General features: G+C 66.2%; 19 protein-coding genes and 1 tRNA gene. 11 read left to right on the top strand and 9 right to left on the bottom strand.

The genetic code is table 11. The annotated features are described in order from the left end of the window. Positions 1-48 precede the first annotated feature (48 nt). Complete coding sequence (locus Y900_RS09830) at positions 49-468, top strand: hypothetical protein (protein ID WP_036341684.1); 420 nt, start codon at positions 49-51, stop codon at positions 466-468. Between the two features lie 12 nt (positions 469-480). Here Y900_RS09830 and Y900_RS30220 read toward each other — a convergent pair whose 3' ends face one another. Next, positions 481-2,217: a cadherin-like domain-containing protein gene (locus Y900_RS30220; protein WP_131536130.1), complete on the bottom strand. Its 1,737-nt coding sequence runs from the start codon at positions 2,215-2,217 to the stop codon at positions 481-483. A 221-nt stretch (positions 2,218-2,438) separates the two neighbouring features. Here Y900_RS30220 and Y900_RS09815 point away from each other — a divergent pair, with 221 nt between their 5' ends. Continuing rightward, complete coding sequence (locus Y900_RS09815; RefSeq protein WP_051659989.1) at positions 2,439-3,233, top strand: DUF2127 domain-containing protein; 795 nt, start codon at positions 2,439-2,441, stop codon at positions 3,231-3,233. 8 nt (positions 3,234-3,241) lie between these two features. Here the strand turns inward: Y900_RS09815 and Y900_RS09810 are convergent, their stop codons facing one another. Then, a complete protein-coding gene (locus tag Y900_RS09810; RefSeq protein WP_036346330.1) occupies positions 3,242-4,237 on the bottom strand; it encodes an NADPH:quinone oxidoreductase family protein in 996 nt (331 codons plus the stop codon). Positions 4,238-4,314: 77 nt separating this feature from the next. Between Y900_RS09810 and Y900_RS09805 the strand changes: the two genes are divergently transcribed. From Y900_RS09805 to Y900_RS09795, 3 genes are read left to right on the top strand one after another with little or no spacing between them, the layout of a single operon-like run. Then, entirely contained in the window at positions 4,315-5,610 is a 1,296-nt protein-coding gene (locus Y900_RS09805; RefSeq protein ID WP_036341682.1) for an acyl-CoA dehydrogenase family protein, read from the top strand. Next, complete coding sequence (locus tag Y900_RS09800) at positions 5,607-6,617, top strand: zinc-dependent alcohol dehydrogenase family protein (protein WP_051659988.1); 1,011 nt, start codon at positions 5,607-5,609, stop codon at positions 6,615-6,617. Before Y900_RS09805 ends, Y900_RS09800 begins: the two co-directional genes overlap by 4 nt. Further along, positions 6,614-7,192 carry a TetR family transcriptional regulator gene (locus tag Y900_RS09795; RefSeq protein WP_036341681.1) on the top strand — a complete coding sequence of 193 codons (579 nt, stop codon included), beginning with the start codon at positions 6,614-6,616 and terminating at the stop codon, positions 7,190-7,192. The genes Y900_RS09800 and Y900_RS09795 overlap by 4 nt, the downstream gene beginning before the upstream one ends. Here Y900_RS09795 and Y900_RS09790 read toward each other — a convergent pair whose 3' ends face one another. After that, the gene (locus tag Y900_RS09790; protein WP_036341680.1) at positions 7,193-7,957 is read right to left on the bottom strand and encodes an SDR family NAD(P)-dependent oxidoreductase; all 765 of its coding nucleotides are present in this window, start codon (positions 7,955-7,957) and stop codon (positions 7,193-7,195) included. It lies immediately after the preceding gene. After that, entirely contained in the window at positions 7,954-8,973 is a 1,020-nt protein-coding gene (locus tag Y900_RS09785; protein ID WP_131536128.1) for a phosphotransferase family protein, read from the bottom strand. Before Y900_RS09785 ends, Y900_RS09790 begins: the two co-directional genes overlap by 4 nt. A gap of 129 nt (positions 8,974-9,102) precedes the next feature. On the opposite strand from Y900_RS09785, the gene Y900_RS09780 reads away from it, so the two are divergent. After that, complete coding sequence (locus Y900_RS09780; protein WP_036346322.1) at positions 9,103-10,194, top strand: GGDEF domain-containing protein; 1,092 nt, start codon at positions 9,103-9,105, stop codon at positions 10,192-10,194. On the opposite strand, the gene Y900_RS09775 is transcribed toward Y900_RS09780, so the two are convergent. Beyond that, on the bottom strand, positions 10,191-10,472 hold the full coding sequence (locus Y900_RS09775) for an HNH endonuclease (RefSeq protein ID WP_051659985.1): 282 nt from the start codon (positions 10,470-10,472) through the stop codon (positions 10,191-10,193). The genes Y900_RS09780 and Y900_RS09775 overlap by 4 nt on opposite strands. Before the next feature lie 148 nt (positions 10,473-10,620). Between Y900_RS09775 and Y900_RS30840 the strand changes: the two genes are divergently transcribed. After that, the gene (locus tag Y900_RS30840) at positions 10,621-11,031 is read left to right on the top strand and encodes an HNH endonuclease signature motif containing protein (RefSeq protein ID WP_081845050.1); all 411 of its coding nucleotides are present in this window, start codon (positions 10,621-10,623) and stop codon (positions 11,029-11,031) included. 105 nt (positions 11,032-11,136) lie between these two features. On the opposite strand, the gene Y900_RS09770 is transcribed toward Y900_RS30840, so the two are convergent. Together Y900_RS09770 and Y900_RS09765 are read right to left on the bottom strand one after the other, a co-directional pair. Next, positions 11,137-11,208, bottom strand: a tRNA-Thr gene (locus Y900_RS09770). A gap of 45 nt (positions 11,209-11,253) precedes the next feature. Beyond that, on the bottom strand, positions 11,254-12,000 hold the full coding sequence (locus Y900_RS09765) for a hypothetical protein (protein WP_036341678.1): 747 nt from the start codon (positions 11,998-12,000) through the stop codon (positions 11,254-11,256). A 128-nt stretch (positions 12,001-12,128) separates the two neighbouring features. Between Y900_RS09765 and phoP the strand changes: the two genes are divergently transcribed. Both phoP and Y900_RS09755 read left to right on the top strand, forming a co-directional pair. Continuing rightward, on the top strand, positions 12,129-12,848 hold the full coding sequence (phoP, locus tag Y900_RS09760) for a two-component system response regulator PhoP (RefSeq protein ID WP_036341677.1): 720 nt from the start codon (positions 12,129-12,131) through the stop codon (positions 12,846-12,848). Between the two features lie 38 nt (positions 12,849-12,886). After that, a complete protein-coding gene (locus Y900_RS09755) occupies positions 12,887-14,326 on the top strand; it encodes a sensor histidine kinase (RefSeq protein WP_036341676.1) in 1,440 nt (479 codons plus the stop codon). On the opposite strand, the gene Y900_RS09750 is transcribed toward Y900_RS09755, so the two are convergent. Next, positions 14,323-14,727 (bottom strand): HIT family protein, encoded by a 405-nt coding sequence (locus Y900_RS09750; protein ID WP_036346319.1) that lies wholly within the window; start codon positions 14,725-14,727, stop codon positions 14,323-14,325. The two genes, Y900_RS09755 and Y900_RS09750, sit on opposite strands and share 4 nt — an antisense overlap. A 110-nt stretch (positions 14,728-14,837) precedes the next feature. On the opposite strand from Y900_RS09750, the gene Y900_RS09745 reads away from it, so the two are divergent. Together Y900_RS09745 and Y900_RS09740 are read left to right on the top strand one after the other, a co-directional pair. Then, a complete protein-coding gene (locus Y900_RS09745) occupies positions 14,838-16,058 on the top strand; it encodes a bifunctional glycosyltransferase family 2/GtrA family protein (RefSeq protein ID WP_036341675.1) in 1,221 nt (406 codons plus the stop codon). A 1-nt stretch (position 16,059) separates the two neighbouring features. After that, a complete protein-coding gene (locus tag Y900_RS09740) occupies positions 16,060-18,027 on the top strand; it encodes a glycosyltransferase family 39 protein (RefSeq protein WP_036341674.1) in 1,968 nt (655 codons plus the stop codon). Position 18,028: 1 nt separating this feature from the next. Here the strand turns inward: Y900_RS09740 and Y900_RS09735 are convergent, their stop codons facing one another. Further along, positions 18,029-18,898 (bottom strand): SDR family NAD(P)-dependent oxidoreductase, encoded by an 870-nt coding sequence (locus Y900_RS09735; protein WP_036341673.1) that lies wholly within the window; start codon positions 18,896-18,898, stop codon positions 18,029-18,031. Between the last annotated feature and the right edge of the window lies 1 nt (position 18,899).

The following is an 18,899-nucleotide window of genomic DNA, read 5'->3' as shown; positions in this document are numbered from 1 at the left end:
GGGCTGATCGGGTTTGACGGCTCTGCGCAGGCCGATAGGTTTTGCGGCATGGTCAAGCACGGCATTAATCGGTCAATCACGATGTCTCGCCAGCTCACGCTGGTCGGCGGCTTTCTGGCAGTCATTGCGGTAGCCGGTCTTTCAGCGGGCTGCGGCCAGTCGTCCAAGGAGAGCCCGTCGTCCACCAACTCGAGCAGTGCCTCGACGAGCAAGCCGGCCCCGTCTCCCACGGAGAAGGGGGTCATCCAGATGCCGCCACGTGCCTTCAACCAGAACCAGAATGCCGCCGATGGCATGCTGGCGCTGCAGAGCCAGGGCTACAACGTCCAGTACAACTTCGCCGCCGGGAGCGGCAGCGACCGGCCGTTGTCAGAGTGCAAGATCACCGGTGTCGACGGCCTGCGAGGGGATCACCCGCCTGTCAACACGACCGTGTTCCTCACGATCTCCTGCCCAGGAAGCAACTGACCTTTCAGATTGCTACTGCCGCCGGCGGCGGACGAGCATCAGGCCGATGAACAGCACCGCGACGGTCGGGGACGACGACACCATCGTGTAGCCGAGGTCCTTCATGATGCCGATCTCGATGGTGCTCAGTGTCCGGACGCCCAGCCCGGTGTCCGATGACGCGTTCATCAGTTTCTGGTTGGCGCCGGTGTAGTAATCGTCGTTGAGGTGGGACATCGAACTGCCGGACTCCCACGGGTTCGGGCTGTACAGCGGCACCGGGTTTCCGCCGTTGGCTGCCATCGCGTTGGCGCCGCCGAAGAACATGCCGTTGCTGACGCCGCCGGTCAGGTTCGCGTTGGAGGCGGTGTTGAACGTCGTGCCGTTGAACACGGAGTTCCCGTTCTTGTCGACCATGTACTTGTCGAAAATCGTCCAGTTCTCGACGGTGTTGTTGCCCGCCTTGTCGACGACCGACAGGAATCCGTAGGTGTGCATCAGCTCGTGCATCGCCGTGGACTGGAAGTCGTAGCTTCCCGCGGGCACCGTCGCGAAGTAGCCCCAGCCGTAGCCGAAGTTCCAGTCGATCGTGCCGTCGGCGGCCGTGCCGTTGGAATCCACGCCGGTGAGGATTTTGTTCTGCACCACCGTCGAGGAGAAGCCGCTGTTACTGATCAGGTCGCTGCCTGCCGATGCCAGGGTCGAGCCCGCCAGCGAGTACTGGCCGGTGACCGCATACGTGATGTTGACGTTGTACTGCGGCTCGAAGTAGCTCGACAGGTAGACGGCCGTGGCCGCCAACTCCGCCCGGGCGGCGCTCGACCAGAATTGCGACCCGTTGCCGTAGGTGAAGGTGTAGGTGATTTTCGGGGTGCCTGCGGGCTCCTGGTAAACGGCACCGGCCGCGTAGGTGCTGGGGGTTCGGAACCAGTTGAGCAGGTTGATATGCAGTCCGGTGTCGGTCGCTGAGACGACGAACGAATCGACGCCCTTGAAGTCCGCGGTCGGGGTGTAGGTGTAGCTGCCGTCCGAATTGACGACGACAGTGCCGTAATGGCCTTGCTGGGTCACCTTGTAGACCATGTGGTCGCCCTCGGGGTCGGTCGCATCGATGTTCCCGGTGATCGGCCCGGTGGTCTCACCGGTCAGCTGAACGGGTGCGACCGTCGGTGCCTCGTTGAAGAACGTGCGGCGCACCAAGAGTGCAGCGCCCTCGAAAAGCCCCTGAATCGAGCCCACCAGACTGGTCAGCACATCGGTGGGCGACGCACTGGCCGAGGGCATCCGGAAGGCGGTGATCGTCGTTGCCTTGGCGGTCGCCGGGGTTGGTGTGGCGCTCACCGCCTGGGCGGGGGAGCTGGTGGCCGGTTGCTGGTTGTCGGTCGTCTGAGCCGGAGTGTTCCCGGAGTCGGCGCTCGCGGCGGATGTGGCATCGGAGACCGTGCGACTGGACTGCGCCGTCGGCTTCTCGACGCTCGTCGTGGCCGGGATGCCGGCCTGGACGCGCGCCGCTGACGTGGGCTTGCGGCCGCCACTGCCGGCGGCGGACGGCGCCTTCGACGACGCCGATGCGGTGTTGTTCTGGCTGGGTTTGGCCGTGCGAGCCGATTTTGCGACCCCGCTAGTGGACTTTGCCGGGCCGGCCGATGCGGATGACGAACCGCCGTCGGGGCTGTCCGCGTTGGCAATGGCGACGGTCGGCCATACCAGAGACAGGCCCAATGCGACGGCGGCCGCACCAGCTCGTGCGCCACGCTGGACATTTGCCACGGAAGTACCGCCTTTGTGCGTCGTCTGTTGCCAGTGAAGTCGGCGGACTTCAGGCAAACCCCCCGATGCGGGTGCCAAACCGCCGAGGCGGCCGTGCACCCGTTTGCTTTCTCAGCGAATATTAAGCTAAGTCGACGCCTTTGGGGAGCGGTTACGCGCGAAGTTGGCCCCGATCGTGACAGCCCCAGGTGGTTGACACCGAGAGGCGACATGATGGATGGGTGGCGACATCGAAGCAGCAGCGCAAGGCTGCGAACTCACCCCGCGGCATCAACCGCTGGGAACTGTTCACCTGTGCGCGGCGGGGACACGTCACCTATGCACCTGACGACGCCGCCCTCGCCGAGCGGTTGAGTGGGACGACCGGGCTGGGCGAAGTGTGGCGTTGCCTGCGGTGCGGAGAGTTCGTCATCGGACCTCCCCATGGCCGCGGCCCCGCCGACCACGCCCCGCTGATCCTTCGTGGCAGCGCGTTGCGGCAGGCGATCATCGTGCGGGCGCTGGCGGTGGAGCGGTGGGTACGGGCGCTGCTGATCGCGCTTGCCGCGTGGGCGGTATGGCAGTTCCGTGGCGCGCGGGGCTCGATCCAAGCCGCCGTCGAACGCGACCTGCCATTGCTGCGGGCGTCGGGAATCAGAGTCGACCAGATGACCGCCGTGCACGAGTTGGAGAAGGCGCTGGCCACCAAACCCAGCACGTTGATGCTGGTGTTCGTCGCGCTGCTGGTCTACGCGCTGCTGGAGCTGATCGAGGGTGTCGGTTTGTGGCTGCTGTCGCGCTGGGGTGAATACTTCGCCGTGGTCGCGACGTCGATCTTCCTGCCGCTGGAGGTCTACGACCTCCTGGTCAAGGGGGTCACATTCACCCGAGGCGGAGCGTTCGTCATCAACGTCGCCGCGGTCATCTATCTGTTGGTGTCCAAGCGATTGTTCGGCCTGCGCGGTGGCCGCGAGGCCTATGACGAGGAACGGCGCGGCGAGCAGTTGCTCGACGTCGAAAGGTGTGCCCTGGCCTGACCCTCTGGTCACACGACAAGGACGCACTTGCCCGGTTGACTGCGGCCGGCAACCCGCGTGAGCGCCGCGGGAGCGTCGGCGAAAGGCCACCGAGTCCGGACGGTGTCGTGGATGGCGCCGCGGTCGAGGAGGTCGGTGAGACCGCGCAGCACGAACTCGGTGTGTTCGCGCGACTCCGGGGCGGCGAGAACACCCACCAGTGAGGTGTTGGTGACCGCCATCATCTGGACGTCGACCGTCGGCCAACTGCCGCTGGCGAAACCGACGGCGAGGTGTCGGCCGCCGCGGGCCAGCGCACCCATTGCATTGCTGCCCTGAGCCCCGCCGACCGGGTCGAAGATCATGTCGACGCCCTGCCAGTCGGTGATCTCCCGCAAGGCCCGAGCCAGGGGACGGCCGTCGTCGGCGGCGTCGCCTCTGGCCACCACGACGTGGCCCGCGCCGAACGACCGGCAGAATTCGGCACGGGTCTGGTCGCCGACCACCGCAATCACTGTGGCTCCCAATGCATTACCGAGTTGGACGGCCGCGATGCCGCTGCTACCGGCTGCACCGAGCACCGCCAGACATTGCCCGGTTCTCAGCTGCCCGCGATCGACCAAGCCGGTCCACGCGGTGACGTTGGGGATCCAGAAGCCGGCGGCGGCGCAGTCGTCGAGTGTCGCGGGCGCCGGGACGACCGACGTCTCCTGCGCCAATGCTTCCTCGGCGAACGAGCCGTTGCCGTTCATGAAATCGCTGACGCCCATGACCCGGGAGCCGAGCGGGACGTCGACCCCGGGACCGACCGCGGTGACCGTGCCAGCCAGCTCCTGGCCGGGGGTGAAGGGGACGGCAGGGGTGAGCGGGTAGGTGCCGCGGCACATCAGGACGTCGGGCAGCCCGATTCCGGCCGCCGCGACGCGGACCCGCACCTGTCCGGGCCCGGGGTCGGGCACCTCGCGCTCCACCAACCGCAAGACAGCCTCGGGCTCACCGGGGGCGTGCACCTGCCAAGCTCTCATCGGTCGGACCTCCGCGGTGTTGCGCTCGACGATCACACCATGATTACACTGTGATCTGACTCGGCGGAAGGGCTGTCATGGCGTGGGATTTCGAAACCGACCCCGAGTTCGCCGAACAGCTGGCATGGATGCGGGAGTTCATCGATGCCGACGTGATCCCGCTGGAGCCGATCCTGTCCGAGCTGCCTGCCGAGGAATGGCAGGCCGTCAAGCGTCATCTGCAGGATCGCGTCAAAGCGCAGGGGCTCTGGGGGATGTTCCTCGATCCCGGCCTCGGCGGTACCGGCGGCGGTCAACTCAAACTGGCCCTGATGTCGGAGATCATCGGCCGCTGCATGATATCGATGGAACTGTTCGGTGTGCAGGCCCCGGACAGCGGCAATATGGAACTGCTTGCCCACGGCGCCGACGAGGCGCAGAAGCAGCGCTGGCTGTTCCCGAATCTGCGCGGTGAGATCGCCAGTGCCTTCGCCCTGACGGAGCCGTTCCTGGCCGGTGCCGATCCCACCGTCATCGCCACGACGGCTGTGGCCGACGGCGACAGTTGGATCATCAACGGCCATAAGTGGTTCACCACCAACGCGTCGTGCGCCGACATCATCCTGGTGGTGGCCGAGACCGACCCCGACAAACGGCCGCACCGTCACGCGTCGATCTTCGTAGTACCGACCGATACGCCAGGACTCGAGATCGTCCGGGAGATTCCCACGATGGCTCACCCCGACCCGGATTACGGCCGACGCGGTAACCATGCTGAGGTGGTGTTGCGGGACTGCCGGGTACCGGCGGATCATCTGATCGGGCAGCGAGGTGCGGGTTTCCTGCTGGCCCAGCAGCGCCTCGGTGGTGGCCGGATCCACCACGCCATGCGCTGGCTCGGGCAAGCGCAACGCGCACTGGACATCATGGGGGAGCGCGCCGTGTCGCGGCAGTCGCACGGGCGTCTGCTCGGTGAACACCAGATGGTTCAGGACTTCATCGCGTTGTCGCACACTGAAGTTCAGGCCGCACGGTTGTTGACGTTCCACACCGCCTGGAAGATGGATCGGCTGGGGGCCAGCGCGGTGCGCGCCGACCTGGGCATGGTCAAGGCGCACGTGTCGAAGGTCGTCCTGGCGGTGCTCGACCGCACCATTCAGGTCTGTGGAGCGCTGGGGTACTCCGGTGATCTGCCCGTCGAGCAGTGGTACCGGATAACCCGATTCGGGTCGATCGGCGATGGCCCGGACGAGCTGCACAAGTCGGTGCTGGCCCGGCATGTACTCAAGAAGTACCAACCCGTCGACGGGTGGCCGACGGAACACCTGCCGTCGCGTCGCCCTGCGGCGCAACAGAAGTGGCAACAGCTGAGGCAGGAAGCGGGAATCGCATGACCACCTACACGGCGATGGTGATGACGGCGCAAGGGGCGGCGCCGGAACCGGAGCAGCGGCCGTTGCCGGACCCCGGTGCGGGTGAAGTGCTGGTGAAGGTCAACGCGTCGAGCGTCAACTATCACGACATGGTGAATCTGGCCGGACTGATCTGGGGTGAGTGGCCTCGTGTCCCGATGAGCGACGGCGCGGGCGAAGTGGTGGCGATCGGGCCCGACGTCACCGACTTCTCGGTGGGAGACCGCGTGATGGGCGCCTTTCACCCGGGCTGGCACGACGGTCCGCCCACCCCGCAGGCCAAGGCCGAACTGCCCGGCGACAGCGGGGACGGCTGGTTGCAGCAGTACCGCGTCGCGGCAACCGACGGGCTGGTGGCGACGCCAGTGCATTTGAGTGACATCGAAGCCGCGACTCTGCCATGCGCGGGGGTCACCGCATGGAATGCGTTGCTGGAGGCCGGAATCGGGCCGGGCGATGTCGTCGTCACACAGGGCACCGGGGGTGTCTCGTTGTTCGCCGTCCAGTTCGCGCACGCGCTCGGTGCGGAAGTCATCCTGACCTCATCGTCCGATGAGAAGCTCAAGATCGGATCTGCCCTCGGCGCGGCGCATCTCATCAACTATCTCGATACGCCGGACTGGGAGCACGAGGTCAAGCGCATCACCGGAGGACGCGGCGCGGATCTGGTGGTCGACCTCGGCGGCCCGGAGACGTTGGCCCACTCGGTGCGCGCCGCCAGGATGGGCGGCACCGTCGCGGTGATCGGCGTGCTCACGGGGTTCGACGCCGCGCCGATACCGGTTGCCGACTTGATGCTCAACAACATTCGGGTCATCGGCATCACCGTCGGCAGCGTGCTGAGCTTCGTCGAACTGTGTGAGCTGATCACCACCGCCGGGATCACGCCACACATCAGTCATGTCTTCGACTGGACCGAGGTGGGTGACGCCGTCCGCGTGTTGCAGGCAGGCAGTCACATCGGCAAGATCGCGCTGAAGATCTCATGACCGGCGAAATCGACTTGCAACCAGAGCAAATCGTGGCTGCCGCCGTCGACATCCTTCGTGAGGGTGGGCTCGACGCGGTGAGTATGCGCAGTGTGGCCGGCAGGCTCGGGGTGACGCCACCGCCGGTGTATGCCCGCATCGGCAACAAGAACGCTCTGCTGGCAGCCGTCGCGGACCACTTCCTGGCTGACGTGGCGCCGGACCCGGGCAGTGACGAAGCATGGCCGGACTATGCGCGGCGCTGGACCGGTCAACTGCGGCAACGGCTCACCGAGGCCGCCGACAGCAGGCTCTTCCTCCAGGTGAAGCGACCGGCCTATCTGGAGGCGTCCCGGCCGCTGCTGAAGTGCATGCGCCGCGACGGGATGTCGCGCGAAGGCGCGGTGCGCGCATGCCGGCTGCTGACCTGGGCGACGGTGGGATTCGTCGCGATGGACCACCCGCCGTTGGACGTGCCGGTAGGTCGTAATCGGTTGGCCGGCAGCCACCCCGATGGTGTGACCGCCGGTGAGATCGACAAGTTGTTCTCGCTACAGATCGAGTACCTCATCGAGGGGATCCGCCGCGACAGCTGACTAGCCGGTGACACTACCGTCGATCGTCATCAACGATCCGGTGGTGTAGCTGGACGCGTCGGACAGCAGGTAGACCACGGCGCCGACGACCTCGTCGGGTCGGCCGACCCGCCCCAGTGCGATCGGCTTCACGACGTCGGGCAGCATGTCGGCGTTGCGGACGAATCCCGATGCGGCGTCGGTGTCGAATGTTCCACACACGATGCAGTTCACCCGAACCCCGGCGGCGGCGAATTCGAGTGCCGACGCTTTGGTGAGCGCGTTGAGACCGGCCTTGGCGGCGCCGTAGATCGGCGCGACGGGGGTCGGTTTCACCGACGCGAGCGAGCTGATGTTGACGATCGATCCGCCGCCGGTGTTCGCCATGGCATTCGCGGCCAGGGCCGTAAGGTGGGTCGGACCTTTGAGGTTGACTCCGATCACCTTGTCGAACAACGTCTCCGACGTTTCGAGCAATGACGGGGCCAGCGGGCTCATCCCCGCGTTGTTCACCAGGCCGTCCAGCCGGCCCCAACGCTCGGTGGCGGCGTCGACGACGGCCCCCAGGCGTTCCCAGTCGCCGACATGGCACTGCAGTGGGAACGCCTCGCCGCCTTGGGTGTTGATCCGATCGGCCAGTGCTTCGCAGGCGGCCAGCTTACGGCTGGCGATGACGACTTTCGCACCGCGCTCGGCGAGGCCGATGCTCATGGCGGCGCCGAGTCCGCGGCTACCACCGGTGATCAGCACGACGCGGCCGGAGACGTCGAACAGTGGGTCGGTCATCGGGCGAACCTCCTGGCGCGGGTGAGCAGACCGTCGGCGATCGCGCCGAAGACCTCATGGACCGGGTTGCGGGATTGGCCGCGAACATGTTTGGCGTACGAGCCCTCCAAGACGATGGCGAGCTTCCACGCGCTGAACACCTGATACCAGGTGAAGTCGGACAGGTCCCGGCCGGTCGACCGTGCGTACCGTTGCACGAGCTGCTCCGGTGTCTGGCAGTGGTCGGGATGGATGCCGTTGGGCGTGCCGGGAGCGGCCAGTGCGATGGAGTTGCCCTCCTCGGGCCAGAAGATCATCGCCCAGGCGAGGTCGATGAGTGGATCGCCGACGGTGGTCATCTCGAAATCCACTACGCAGGCGATACGTGGCGGGGCGGTGGGCGCCCAGATGACGTTGTCCACCTTGTAATCACCGTGCATGACGGTCAGATCGCCGTGCTTCGGCATGTGGTCGCGCAACCAGGTGGCGAGATCGTCGACGTCGGGCAGGTCGCGGACCCGGTAGTCGTCGAGCTGACCGAGCCAGCGATCCACCTGACGGTCGAGGAAGCCGTGCGGATGGGACATCTCGGCCAGCGGGGTCGACGCCCAGTCGACAGCGTGCAACCGTGCCAGGATGTCGACGAGTTGCTCACCGATCTTGTCCTGCGACTCCGGGTCCTGCCGTAGCCCCTCGGGCAGTCCGTCTCGGCGGATGACATCACCGTCGACGAAGGACATCACGAAGAAGGGTGCGCCGAGGATGGCGGGGTCTTCGGAGCGGGCCAAGACTGTCGGAACTGAAATACCCTGTGATTCAAGAATTTCTATGATGCGCGCTTCGCGGATCACTTGGTGCGCGGTGTCGGACACCGCGGCCACAGGGGCGCGGCGCACCACCCAGGTTTCGCCGAGCCGGTCGATGCGGAACATCTCGCAACTGCCGCCACCACGAATCGGCGTCACCGCCACGTCGGCCGCCTGACCGGTGACCTCGGCCAGCCAGGTACTGAAGCGCTGGACGTCGAAATCGGTCACCACTCAAGCGTTGTACACCGTAGGTAGTGGCGTTGTCACCGACCACGTTCCACCATCACGTTAAGATCCTACTGACGGGGGTAGCTGTGAGATATCAGTGACTGGTGTCAAGGACTGATGGGGGAGTACATGTCAGAGGCCGCTTTTCCGATACCAGCCAACGAGCGCGAGCGACTGAATGTCCTTGCGGATTACAACATCATGGACTCGCTGCCGGAACAGGCCTATGACGACTTCGTCAAGTTGGCGTCGGCCATCTGCGGCACGCCCATCGCGCTCATCTCGTTGTTGGACAAGGATCGGCAATGGTTCAAAGCCGACTTCGGTCTCGGGGTCAGCGAAACTCCGCGTTCGCAGGCGTTCTGCGCTCACGCGATCATGAAGCCCGATGACGTGATGACCGTGGAGGATGCCACCGCCGACGAACGCTTCGCGACCAACCCCTTGGTGACCGGCGATCCGCACATCCGCTTCTACGCCGGCGCGCCGCTGGTGGCGCCGACCGGTGAGGCGCTGGGCACCATTTGTGTGATCGACCGCCAGCCGCGAACCCTCAGCGAGACACAGCGGGAGGCGCTGGCAATTCTGTCCCGCGAGATCATCGTGCAGCTCGAGCTACGCCGCAGCATCGAGACTCTGGAGCAGGCGGTGCTGGACCAGGAGAAGTACGTGGAACTGCTGCAGGAGTATCAGCGCGACATCGAGAAGGTGCGAGTGCACCTGGAGTCTCAATCGGTAACCGATGTGTTGACCGGAGTGAAAAACCGCCGCTCGTTCGACATGACTCTCGACGAGGAGTGCATGCGGGCGCGAACCCGCGGCAGCACCTTGTCACTGATCATGATTGACGTCGACCTGTTCAAGGCATTCAACGACATCCACGGACACCCGGCCGGTGACGAGGTGCTGCGTGGGGTTGCCCGTCTGCTGCAATCCGAACTCCGGGTCTCCGATTCGCTGTTCCGCTACGGCGGCGAGGAGTTCGCCGTCGTGCTCCCCGAAACCACCTGCAAGGGTGCGTTCGTGCTCGGCGAGCGGTTCCGCCGGGCCGTGCAGCGTGCGCCGTGGCCCAAGCGCCCGATCTCGATCAGCATCGGCGTCGCGGCCACCGACGCGGACACCACGTCACCGCAAGATCTCCTACAGGCCGCGGATCGCGCGCTCTACCAAGCCAAGCAGAGCGGGCGGAATCGGGTCGTCATGGCGTCGGGCGACGGCTAGTACGTCTGACCGTCGGCGTACCGCTGCCGACGGTAGTGGCGGCCCTTGCCTCGGCTGCGGCCCTTGTACGTCGGCAGCTGCGAGTCGCAGTTCGGACATATCGGTCGCAGGTTTTCTCGCCGATTGTTGGTCGGATCGCCGTCGATGTGGTCCAACACGAAGGCCAGGTGCAGACCCAGCCATACGTTGGTGCCACCGCAGATCGCGCAGCAGCCGGACTGAGCAGTGTTCAGATAGGCCTGTCGGGCCAGCTGCTGACATACGTTGCTGCAGTACACCTTCTGGCTGCGCTTGGTGAGCGTTGAGCCGCATCGGCGGCATTGCCTCTCGTACAGAATCTACGACCTACCACTGACACTCACTGGCGTGAATGAGGCGGCGCATGCGAATGGGAAATCTGTCGGTGGCAAGTCGTAGCGTCAGTGCATGACGGTCAAGTGCGTGGGGTGCGGAGTCTCTATCGAGGGCCGTCAGGCTCGGGTCTACTGCAGCAACGCATGTCAACAATTGCGCCGTCGCAGCATGCTTTTGAAGGTGTGGCTCGAGACTGGCCAGTGCGGCGGCATGTCTCACCAAGGCCACTTTGTTCGCGATTACTTGCATGCGCAGCAGGACGGGTGCTGCGCCATCTGTGGGATCGACAGTAAGTGGAATGGCGTGACACTCGCGTTCATCATTGATCACATCGATGGAAACGCAACGAACAATCGTCGCGAGAATCTGCGGCTTGTGTGTCCTAACTGCGACAGTCAGGAGCTGCCAACGTACAAGGTGAGAAATCGCGGTAACGGTCGCCACTTTCGGCGGCAGCGGTACGGCAATGGCCAGTCGTACTAACAAATGTTTGCTATGGATCGTTACGACAGCTCAATCGGACCTGGCGTCGGGAATGGTCGAAGTGTGAAAAATGAGCTTGACCAGCAAGTGTGCTCTTAGTTCGAGAGCCCCCTATCGGGATTGAACCGATGACCTACATATTACAAGTATGTTGCTCTACCACTGAGCTAAGGAGGCTTGGCCGACCGGAACCGGGCGGAACCGCTTAACAGACTAGCGAACTCACTGCTCGTCGTCGTCGATGACCAGCCGCTCGCTGCGGACCCGCTCGGTGCCGACTGGGCGCGGCGGCGGGTAGCTGCGGCGACGGCCGGGGATCGGGATCCGGTCGGCGATGTTGCTGAGCGGGTTGACCACGAGGCTCAGTGTGGTGACGGCCTCGCGCAGCGTCTCGATCGTCGGCGCCAGCGCTTCCAGCCCGGGCGCCAGCCGGTTCAGGGTGTCGGCGACGTCGGCCAGCTGCTCCAGGGGGCCGTTGCGCGCGGTCAGCTTCTCCACCAGGCCGCCCTCGGCCATCAGCCGGTCGGCCAGACCTTCCTCGCCGAGGATCCGCTCGATCAGGCCGTCTTCGTCGAGAAGCTGGTCGACCAGCCCGCCCGGCGCCAACGACCGGTCCAGCCCACCCCCCTCGGCGGTCAACCGATCCAAGACACCGTCCGGCGCGGTCAGCCGGTCGATCAGACCGCCCGGCCGCATGAGACGGTCCAGCGGGCCGTCCGGTGCCAGCGCACGCCCCAGCGGGGCGTCGTCGTCGAGCAATTGAGCGAGTTTGTTCGCCCGCGAGATGGTGTCCTCCAAGCCGAACATCTGCGCCATTGAACTGGGTGAGGCTGCCACCCCCGCCCCGCCCAGCGCCTGTTTGGTGAGGTCAACGCCTGCTTTGGCGACATCGAGCCCGACCTCGGCTGCGGCCAGTCCCACCCGCACCGGTGCGCTCGCGATGCCAACAAGCGTCTTCGCCAGGTCCATTTCACAAGTGTAGGAGCGGTAAAAGTTTGTAACCGGAGGTATCGGCCAACCGACGGGGAAACCAACTCACAGGAATCTCACAGCGCCTAGGCGGCGTGGGTTCACCAATGTGGGAGGAAATTATCAGCATGGCCGCTCCTGTAACACCCGAAACCAAACCTGAGGCACGTGTCCTCGTCGTGGACGACGAGACCAACATCGTGGAACTGCTGTCGGTGAGCCTGAAGTTCCAGGGCTTCGAGGTTCACACCGCGTCGAGCGGCCCAGCGGCCCTCGATCGCGCTCGGGAGGTCCGGCCAGACGCCGTCATCCTCGACGTCATGATGCCCGGCATGGACGGCTTCGGTGTGCTGCGCAGGTTGCGCGCCGACGGCATCGACGCGCCCGCGCTGTTCCTGACCGCGCGCGACAGCCTCCAGGACAAGATCGCCGGACTCACGCTGGGCGGCGACGACTACGTCACCAAGCCGTTCAGCCTCGAAGAGGTCGTTGCCCGGTTACGGGTGATCCTGCGCCGGGCGGGCAAGGGCGTGGAGGAGCCGCGCAATTCGCGGTTGACCTTCGCCGACATCGAGCTCGACGAGGACACCCACGAGGTCTGGAAGGCTGGCGAGCCGGTCTCGCTCTCGCCGACCGAGTTCACCCTGCTGCGCTACTTCGTCATCAACGCCGGCACGGTGTTGAGCAAGCCCAAGATCCTCGACCACGTCTGGCGCTACGACTTCGGCGGCGACGTCAACGTCGTCGAGTCATACGTCTCCTACCTGCGCCGCAAGATCGACACCGGTGAAAAGCGCCTCCTACACACCCTGCGCGGCGTCGGATACGTGCTGCGGGAGCCGCGGTAATCGGGCGCGTCGCGCCGCTAGGCGCGAACAATAGAGAGATGCCCGCGCCCTACCACCGAGCGTTGCCGCTGAGAGTCGGCCTGGTGGCCGCCATGCTGCTGCTCGTGGGATGCGGCTTGCTGGCCTCCGGGATCGCCGTCACCTCGACGCTGCAGCACGACCTCATCAACCGCGCCGACCAGACCCTCCTGGACGCCTCCAGGGGCTGGGCCCAGGCCCCCCGCGGGATGCCCCCACCCGACGAGGAGCCCAACCCGGCCCGGCCGCCGTCCAACTTCTACGTCCGCGGCGTCGACGCCGATGGCCATATCTGGATGGCCGTCAACGACCGTGACGCCGAGCCTGCCCTGCCCGACGACAACGACGTGGGGCCGGTGCCGGTGACGGTCGGGTCGCTGGAGCATTCGCCGGTCGAGTGGCGTGCGGTGTCGGTGCGCGGGCCCGGCGGCGAACTGACCACGGTGGCCATCGACATGTCGGACATACAGTCCACCGTCCGAAGTCTGGCCTGGTCGCAGTTCGCGATCGGCACGGCTGTCCTGATCATCCTCGGCGTCGCCGGGTACTGGGTGGTGCACCGCAGCCTTCGGCCGCTCGTCGAAGTCGAGAAGACCGCCGCCGCGATCGCCGCCGGACAGCTCGATCGCCGTGTGCCCGAACGTGATCCACGCACCGAAGTCGGCCGGCTGTCGCTGGCGCTCAACGGCATGCTCGCCCAGATCCAGACCGCGATGGCGTCTTCGGAGGACTCCGCCGAGCAGGCCCGCACCTCCGAAGAACGCATGCGGCGCTTCATCACCGATGCCAGCCACGAATTGCGCACCCCGCTGACCACAATTCGGGGCTTCGCCGAGCTTTACCGGCAGGGCGCGGCCCGCGACGTCGAGATGCTGATGTCCCGGATCGAAAGCGAGTCGCGCCGGATGGGTCTACTGGTCGACGATCTGCTGCTGCTGGCCCGTCTCGACGCGCAGCGCCCGCTCGAACAGCGCCGCGTCGACCTGCTCACCTTGGCCACCGACGCCGTGCACGATGCCCAGTCGATCGCCCCCAAGCGCACCATCACCATGGAGGTCTTCGACGGCCCCGGCACCCCCGAGGTAATCGGTGACGAAGCCCGGCTGCGTCAGGTGCTGGGCAATCTGGTGGCCAACGCCCTGCAGCACACCCCTGAGAACACCCGAATCAGTGTGCGGGTGGGCACCTCGTCGGACGACGCGGTGCTCGAAGTCGCCGACGAAGGCCCGGGTATGACACAGGAGGACGCCCGGCGGGTGTTCGAGCGGTTCTACCGCACCGACTCCTCCCGCGCCCGCGCCAGCGGTGGCACCGGACTGGGGCTGTCGATCGTCGACTCGCTGGTCTACGCCCACGGTGGCCGCGTCACGGTGTCGACCGCGCCGGGCCAGGGCTGCTGTTTCCGGGTCAGCCTGCCGCGCATCGCCGACGTCGCGACCCCGGTGGCCCCAGGGATCTAGCCGAGTTCGGCCAGCGCGGCCTTGATCTTGGCCTGTGCTTCGTCGAGCGACGCAGGAGAGGGATTGCGGTCGACGTTGGCGAAGCCGAAGTCGGACAGATTGCGCGCGGGGAACACGTGCACGTGCAGGTGCGGCACTTCGAGCCCGGCGATGATCAGCCCGGACCGCTCGGCGCCGAACGCCGCACACACCGCCTTGCCGATCCGCTGGGACACCGCCATCACCTTGTTGAACACGGCCGGCTCCACGTCCTGCCAGTTGTCGACCTCGGCCCGTGGAACCACCAACGTGTGCCCGGCGGTCATCGGCTCGATGGTCAGGAATGCGACGACCTCGTCGTCCTCGTAGACGAAACGTCCCGGCAGTTCGCGGTTGATGATCTTGGTGAAGACGGAGGTCATGAGCTCAAGCATATGAGTAGCCGCCCGGGGTCGGATCATGAAGCTGGCTCACAGCAACCCCCCAGATCCGGCCCAGTGCCACGGCAGATTGGCACGCGACGATCATCGGTATGACCGACACCCTGCCGGCCGAGCAGCACTCTGCTGCGATCGGCGTCGGGGGTCGCTACGTTCTCGACATCGTCATCCCCGTGTACAACGAGGAGCGCGACGTCGCTTCCTGTGTGCGACGGCTCCATCAATTCCTGCTCGACGAGGTGCCCTACCGGGCCCGAATCGTCGTGGCCGACAACGCCAGTACCGACGGCACGTTGTCGGTGGCGCGCAAGCTCGCCGAGGAACTGTCCGACGTCGATGTGATCCACCTCGACGCCAAGGGTCGTGGCGGCGCACTCGCCGCCGCGTGGGCGTCATCACCGGCCGACGTCGTCGCCTATATGGACGTCGACCTTTCGACCCATCTTTCGGCGCTCATGCCGTTGGTCGCGCCGCTGGTGTCCGGGCATTCCGACATCGCCATCGGATCGCGGCTGGCGGCTTCGTCACGGGTGGTGCGTGGCATCAAGCGAGAAGTGGTGTCCCGCGGCTACAACCTGCTCCTGCGCGGCCTGCTCGGCGCGCGGTTCTCCGACGCCCAGTGCGGCTTCAAGGCGTTGCGCGCCGATGTTGCCCGCCAGCTGCTTCCGTTGGTCGCCGACACCGGATGGTTCTTCGACACCGAACTGCTGGTGCTGGCCGAGAAGGCCGGCCTGCGCATCCACGAGGTGCCGGTCGACTGGATCGACGACCCGGACTCGCGCGTCGACATCCTTGCCACCGCGATCGAAGACCTCAAAGGCTGCTGGCGGGTCGGGCGGGCGTTGACCACCGGCGCCCTGCCGCTGCGTGACCTGCAGGCCGCGCTGGGCCGCGAGCCGCTGGTGCCCGGTGTCCCCCGCGGCATGGTCGGCCAGATGGTGCGCTTCGGGCTGATCGGCATCGCCAGCACCATCGCCTTTGCGCTGCTGTATCTTTCGCTGCATCCGGCGCTCGGTGCGCAGGCAGCCAACCTGACCGCCCTGCTGCTCACCGCCCTGGCCAACACCGCAGCCAATCGGGCCTTCACCTTTGGTATCCGCGGCCGCGCCGGTGTCGCCCGCCACCATGTCCACGGCCTGCTGATCTTCGCGTTCGGGCTGGCCATCACCAGCGGCTCGCTGTATCTCCTGCACCGTTACGATCCGACCGTCGGCAAGGGCGTGGAACTGTCAGTTCTGGTCGTGGCCAACCTGGTCGCCACCCTGGTGCGATTTGTGGCGTTGCGACGGGTGTTCGGCGCCTCCACCCGCTGATATGACGATCACCGTCGAGTCGCCGGAAGTCGGCGTCGCACAAGCCATTACCCGACGTACTCGGATACGCCCGCAGCGGTGGGCGCTGGTCGTGTTGCTGGCCGCGACTGCCGTGCTCTACCTGTGGGGCTTGGACCGGTCGGGCTGGGCCAACGCGTTCTACTCCGCCGCCGAGCAGGCGGGCTCGCAGTCATGGAAGGCGCTGCTGTTCGGGTCGTCGGACGCCGCCAACTCGATCACCGTCGACAAACCGCCACTGTCGCTGTGGCTTCCGGCACTGTCCATCCGCCTGTTCGGGCTCAATTCGTGGAGCATCCTGGCGCCCCAGGCGGTCATCGGGGTGGCCTCCGTCGCCCTGCTCTGGGATGCCGTCCGCCGGCCGTTCGGCGAAGCGGCCGCACTGATGGCCGGCACGGTCCTGGCGCTGACCCCGGTGGCTGTGACGATCTTCCGCTACAACAACCCCGACGCGCTTCTGGTCCTGTTGATGATCGCCGCGGTGTGGGCGCTGCTGCGGGCCATCGACGACGGGCGACTGCGCTGGCTGCTGATGTCGGGATGCTTCGTGGGACTCGGGTACCTGACGAAGCAGCTCGAGGTGGCGTTGGTGGTGCCCGCTCTGGCGATCTCGTATCTCGTGGCCGGTCCACGATCGCTGCTCGCCCGGCTGGGGCAACTCGTGGCGGCGCTGGGCGCCGCCGTCGCCGCGGCGGGGTGGTGGGTGCTACTGGTGCAGCTGTGGCCAGCGCGCACACGGCCGTGGATCGGTGGGACGCAGACCAATTCGATCCTAGAACTGACCCTGCGCTACAACGGCTTCGGCCGGCTCAATGGCGACGAGCCGGGTAGCCTCGCCTCACCAGGATTCATCTCGCCGGTCCATACCGGTGGCCGGACTTCGCCGCACCCCTGGGGTCAGCCCGGCGTCGGCAGGTTGTTCGAGCCGGAGCAGATCGGTGGCATCGGCTGGCTACTGCCCGCCGCGCTGCTGTTCGCGGTCGTCGTGCTGGTGTGGCGGGGCCGGGCCGCGCGGCGGGACCTGCGCCGCGCCGCCATTCTGGTGTGGGTGCTCTGGTTGCTGGTGACGGCGTGGGTGTTCAGCTACATGGCCGGCATTTTTCACCCGTACTACACCGTGGCCCTTGCCCCGCCGGTCGCCGCGCTGACGGGTATCGGCGTTGCGGTGAGTTGGCAAGAGCGGCAACGTCTGTGGGTCAAAGCGGTGCTGGCGGTCGCGGTGGCGCTGACGGCCACCACCGCGGTGGTCGTGTTGCGACACGTTCCTGGTTTCTATCCGTGGTTACGATGGGTCATCCCGCTCGCGGCCGTGCTGGTGCTGGCCGGGCTGATGATCGCCGTCATCCCGATGCCGGTGATCGTCGCGGCAGGCGCACTGGTCGCTCTCGCCGGACCTGTGGCATACAGCGTGACGACCGTCGAGCGCGGCAATTCTGGCGCAATGCCGATCGCGGGACCCGTTCCGCGCATCGTGACCGCGATGACCAAGGGTGTCGCTCCGGTCAAGCGCGCCGAGATCACCTCAGCCAGCGGACCCGCATTCCTGCTGCCCCCGCAATCATCGACCACCGGAACGCATTTGGTCGGTTGCAGCTTGCTGGACTCTGGCGTGCCCGACCGGCAGCTGGTCGATCTGCTCGACGCGGATGCGCAGCGGTACACCTGGGTGGCCGCCACCATCGGATCGATGTGTGCGGCCGGCTATCAGCTGGCCAGCGGTCACCCGGTGATGCCGGTCGGTGGATTCAACGGGACCGATCCGTCTCCGGCGCCCGACGAGTTCCTGCGGATGGCGCTGTCCAAGCGAATCCACTACTTCCTCGTCACCAACCCGGTCCACGAGGACAAGTGGGGACACCTGGACACCAATGCGCTGATCCAGCAATGGGTTCAGCGCAACTTCACACCAATGCGGGTCGGCAGGGTACTGATATACGACCTCACGGCGTAGGTCAGGCCAACATCGTCGCGATTTCGCTGATTGTCCACGGCGGCGAGTCGTGATGATCCCGGTAATTGATGAACACGGGGGCGGGCTTGTCGAACCGCCCCACGAAACCGCCTGAGGCGATGAACATCTGGCCGGTGATCTTACTGGCAAGGTCACTGACCAGGTAGGCGTAGACGGGGGCGACGTATTCCGGTGATGCGGCGTCGAGCGCACCGTGGGCGCTGACGTCATCGAGGATGCCGCGTTGCCGCAACGATTCGATCTGTTCCTCGAAGTCCGACCCACTGGACAGCCGGGTCTTGGCGCCCGGGCACACCACGTTGGCGCGTACACCGTGCCCGGCCAGTTCAGCCGCGATCGCCATCGTCAGGCCGTTGACCGCACCTTTGCCTGCCGGGTAGCCGGTGCCGCCGTAATCGCCAAGGAAGGCAAAGGAACTGGTGTTGACGATCGCGCCCCGGCCGCGGGCCACCATTCTGGGGGCGGCCGCCCGACAAGTCGCGAACGTGGTGCCGACGTGGATGTCGAGGAGCGCGCGGAACTCGGCAGCCGTGATCGTGAGTATCGACGACCCCGGCGGCTCGGGTGCACCCGCGCAGTTCACCAGGGCATCGACGGCGCCGAATTCGCTCTCGCACAGGGCGATCAAGTCCTCGGCAACCGCCTCATCGGCTGCCGAGCCGGCGTGAGTGACGGCGCGGCCACCGGCGTCGTTGATCGTGGCGACTGTCGCCTCAGCGGCTGCGGCATCGCGGCCGTTGACCACAACACCCGCCCCGCACTCGGCCAGCAGCGCCGAGACGGCGGCGCCGATACCCCGGGAGCCGCCGACGACGACCGCGCCGAACCCTTCTAGCGGCCGGTCACTCACT

The sequence above is a fragment of the Mycolicibacterium aromaticivorans JS19b1 = JCM 16368 genome (genome assembly GCF_000559085.1).
Lineage (GTDB): Bacteria > Actinomycetota > Actinomycetes > Mycobacteriales > Mycobacteriaceae > Mycobacterium > Mycobacterium aromaticivorans.
Note: the sequence above shows the minus strand (reverse complement) of the source record. Positions and strands in the feature narration are given on the sequence as shown.

Bases quoted from the DNA above. Each gene is read 5' to 3' on its own strand.
- Y900_RS09830 (WP_036341684.1), top strand. From the start codon at position 49: ATGGTCAAGCACGGCATTAATCGGTCAATCACGATGTCTCGCCAGCTC.
- Y900_RS09795 (WP_036341681.1), top strand. From the start codon at position 6,614: ATGACCGGCGAAATCGACTTGCAACCAGAGCAAATCGTGGCTGCCGCC.
- Y900_RS09800 (WP_051659988.1), top strand. From the start codon at position 5,607: ATGACCACCTACACGGCGATGGTGATGACGGCGCAAGGGGCGGCGCCG.
- Y900_RS09780 (WP_036346322.1), top strand. From the start codon at position 9,103: ATGTCAGAGGCCGCTTTTCCGATACCAGCCAACGAGCGCGAGCGACTG.
- Y900_RS09790 (WP_036341680.1), bottom strand. From the start codon at position 7,957: ATGACCGACCCACTGTTCGACGTCTCCGGCCGCGTCGTGCTGATCACC.
- Y900_RS30840 (WP_081845050.1), top strand. From the start codon at position 10,621: ATGACGGTCAAGTGCGTGGGGTGCGGAGTCTCTATCGAGGGCCGTCAG.
- Y900_RS09740 (WP_036341674.1), top strand. From the start codon at position 16,060: ATGACGATCACCGTCGAGTCGCCGGAAGTCGGCGTCGCACAAGCCATT.
- Y900_RS09755 (WP_036341676.1), top strand. From the start codon at position 12,887: ATGCCCGCGCCCTACCACCGAGCGTTGCCGCTGAGAGTCGGCCTGGTG.
- Y900_RS09745 (WP_036341675.1), top strand. From the start codon at position 14,838: ATGACCGACACCCTGCCGGCCGAGCAGCACTCTGCTGCGATCGGCGTC.
- phoP (WP_036341677.1), top strand. From the start codon at position 12,129: ATGGCCGCTCCTGTAACACCCGAAACCAAACCTGAGGCACGTGTCCTC.
- Y900_RS09805 (WP_036341682.1), top strand. From the start codon at position 4,315: ATGGCGTGGGATTTCGAAACCGACCCCGAGTTCGCCGAACAGCTGGCA.
- Y900_RS09810 (WP_036346330.1), bottom strand. From the start codon at position 4,237: ATGAGAGCTTGGCAGGTGCACGCCCCCGGTGAGCCCGAGGCTGTCTTG.
- Y900_RS09750 (WP_036346319.1), bottom strand. From the start codon at position 14,727: ATGACCTCCGTCTTCACCAAGATCATCAACCGCGAACTGCCGGGACGT.
- Y900_RS09765 (WP_036341678.1), bottom strand. From the start codon at position 12,000: ATGGACCTGGCGAAGACGCTTGTTGGCATCGCGAGCGCACCGGTGCGG.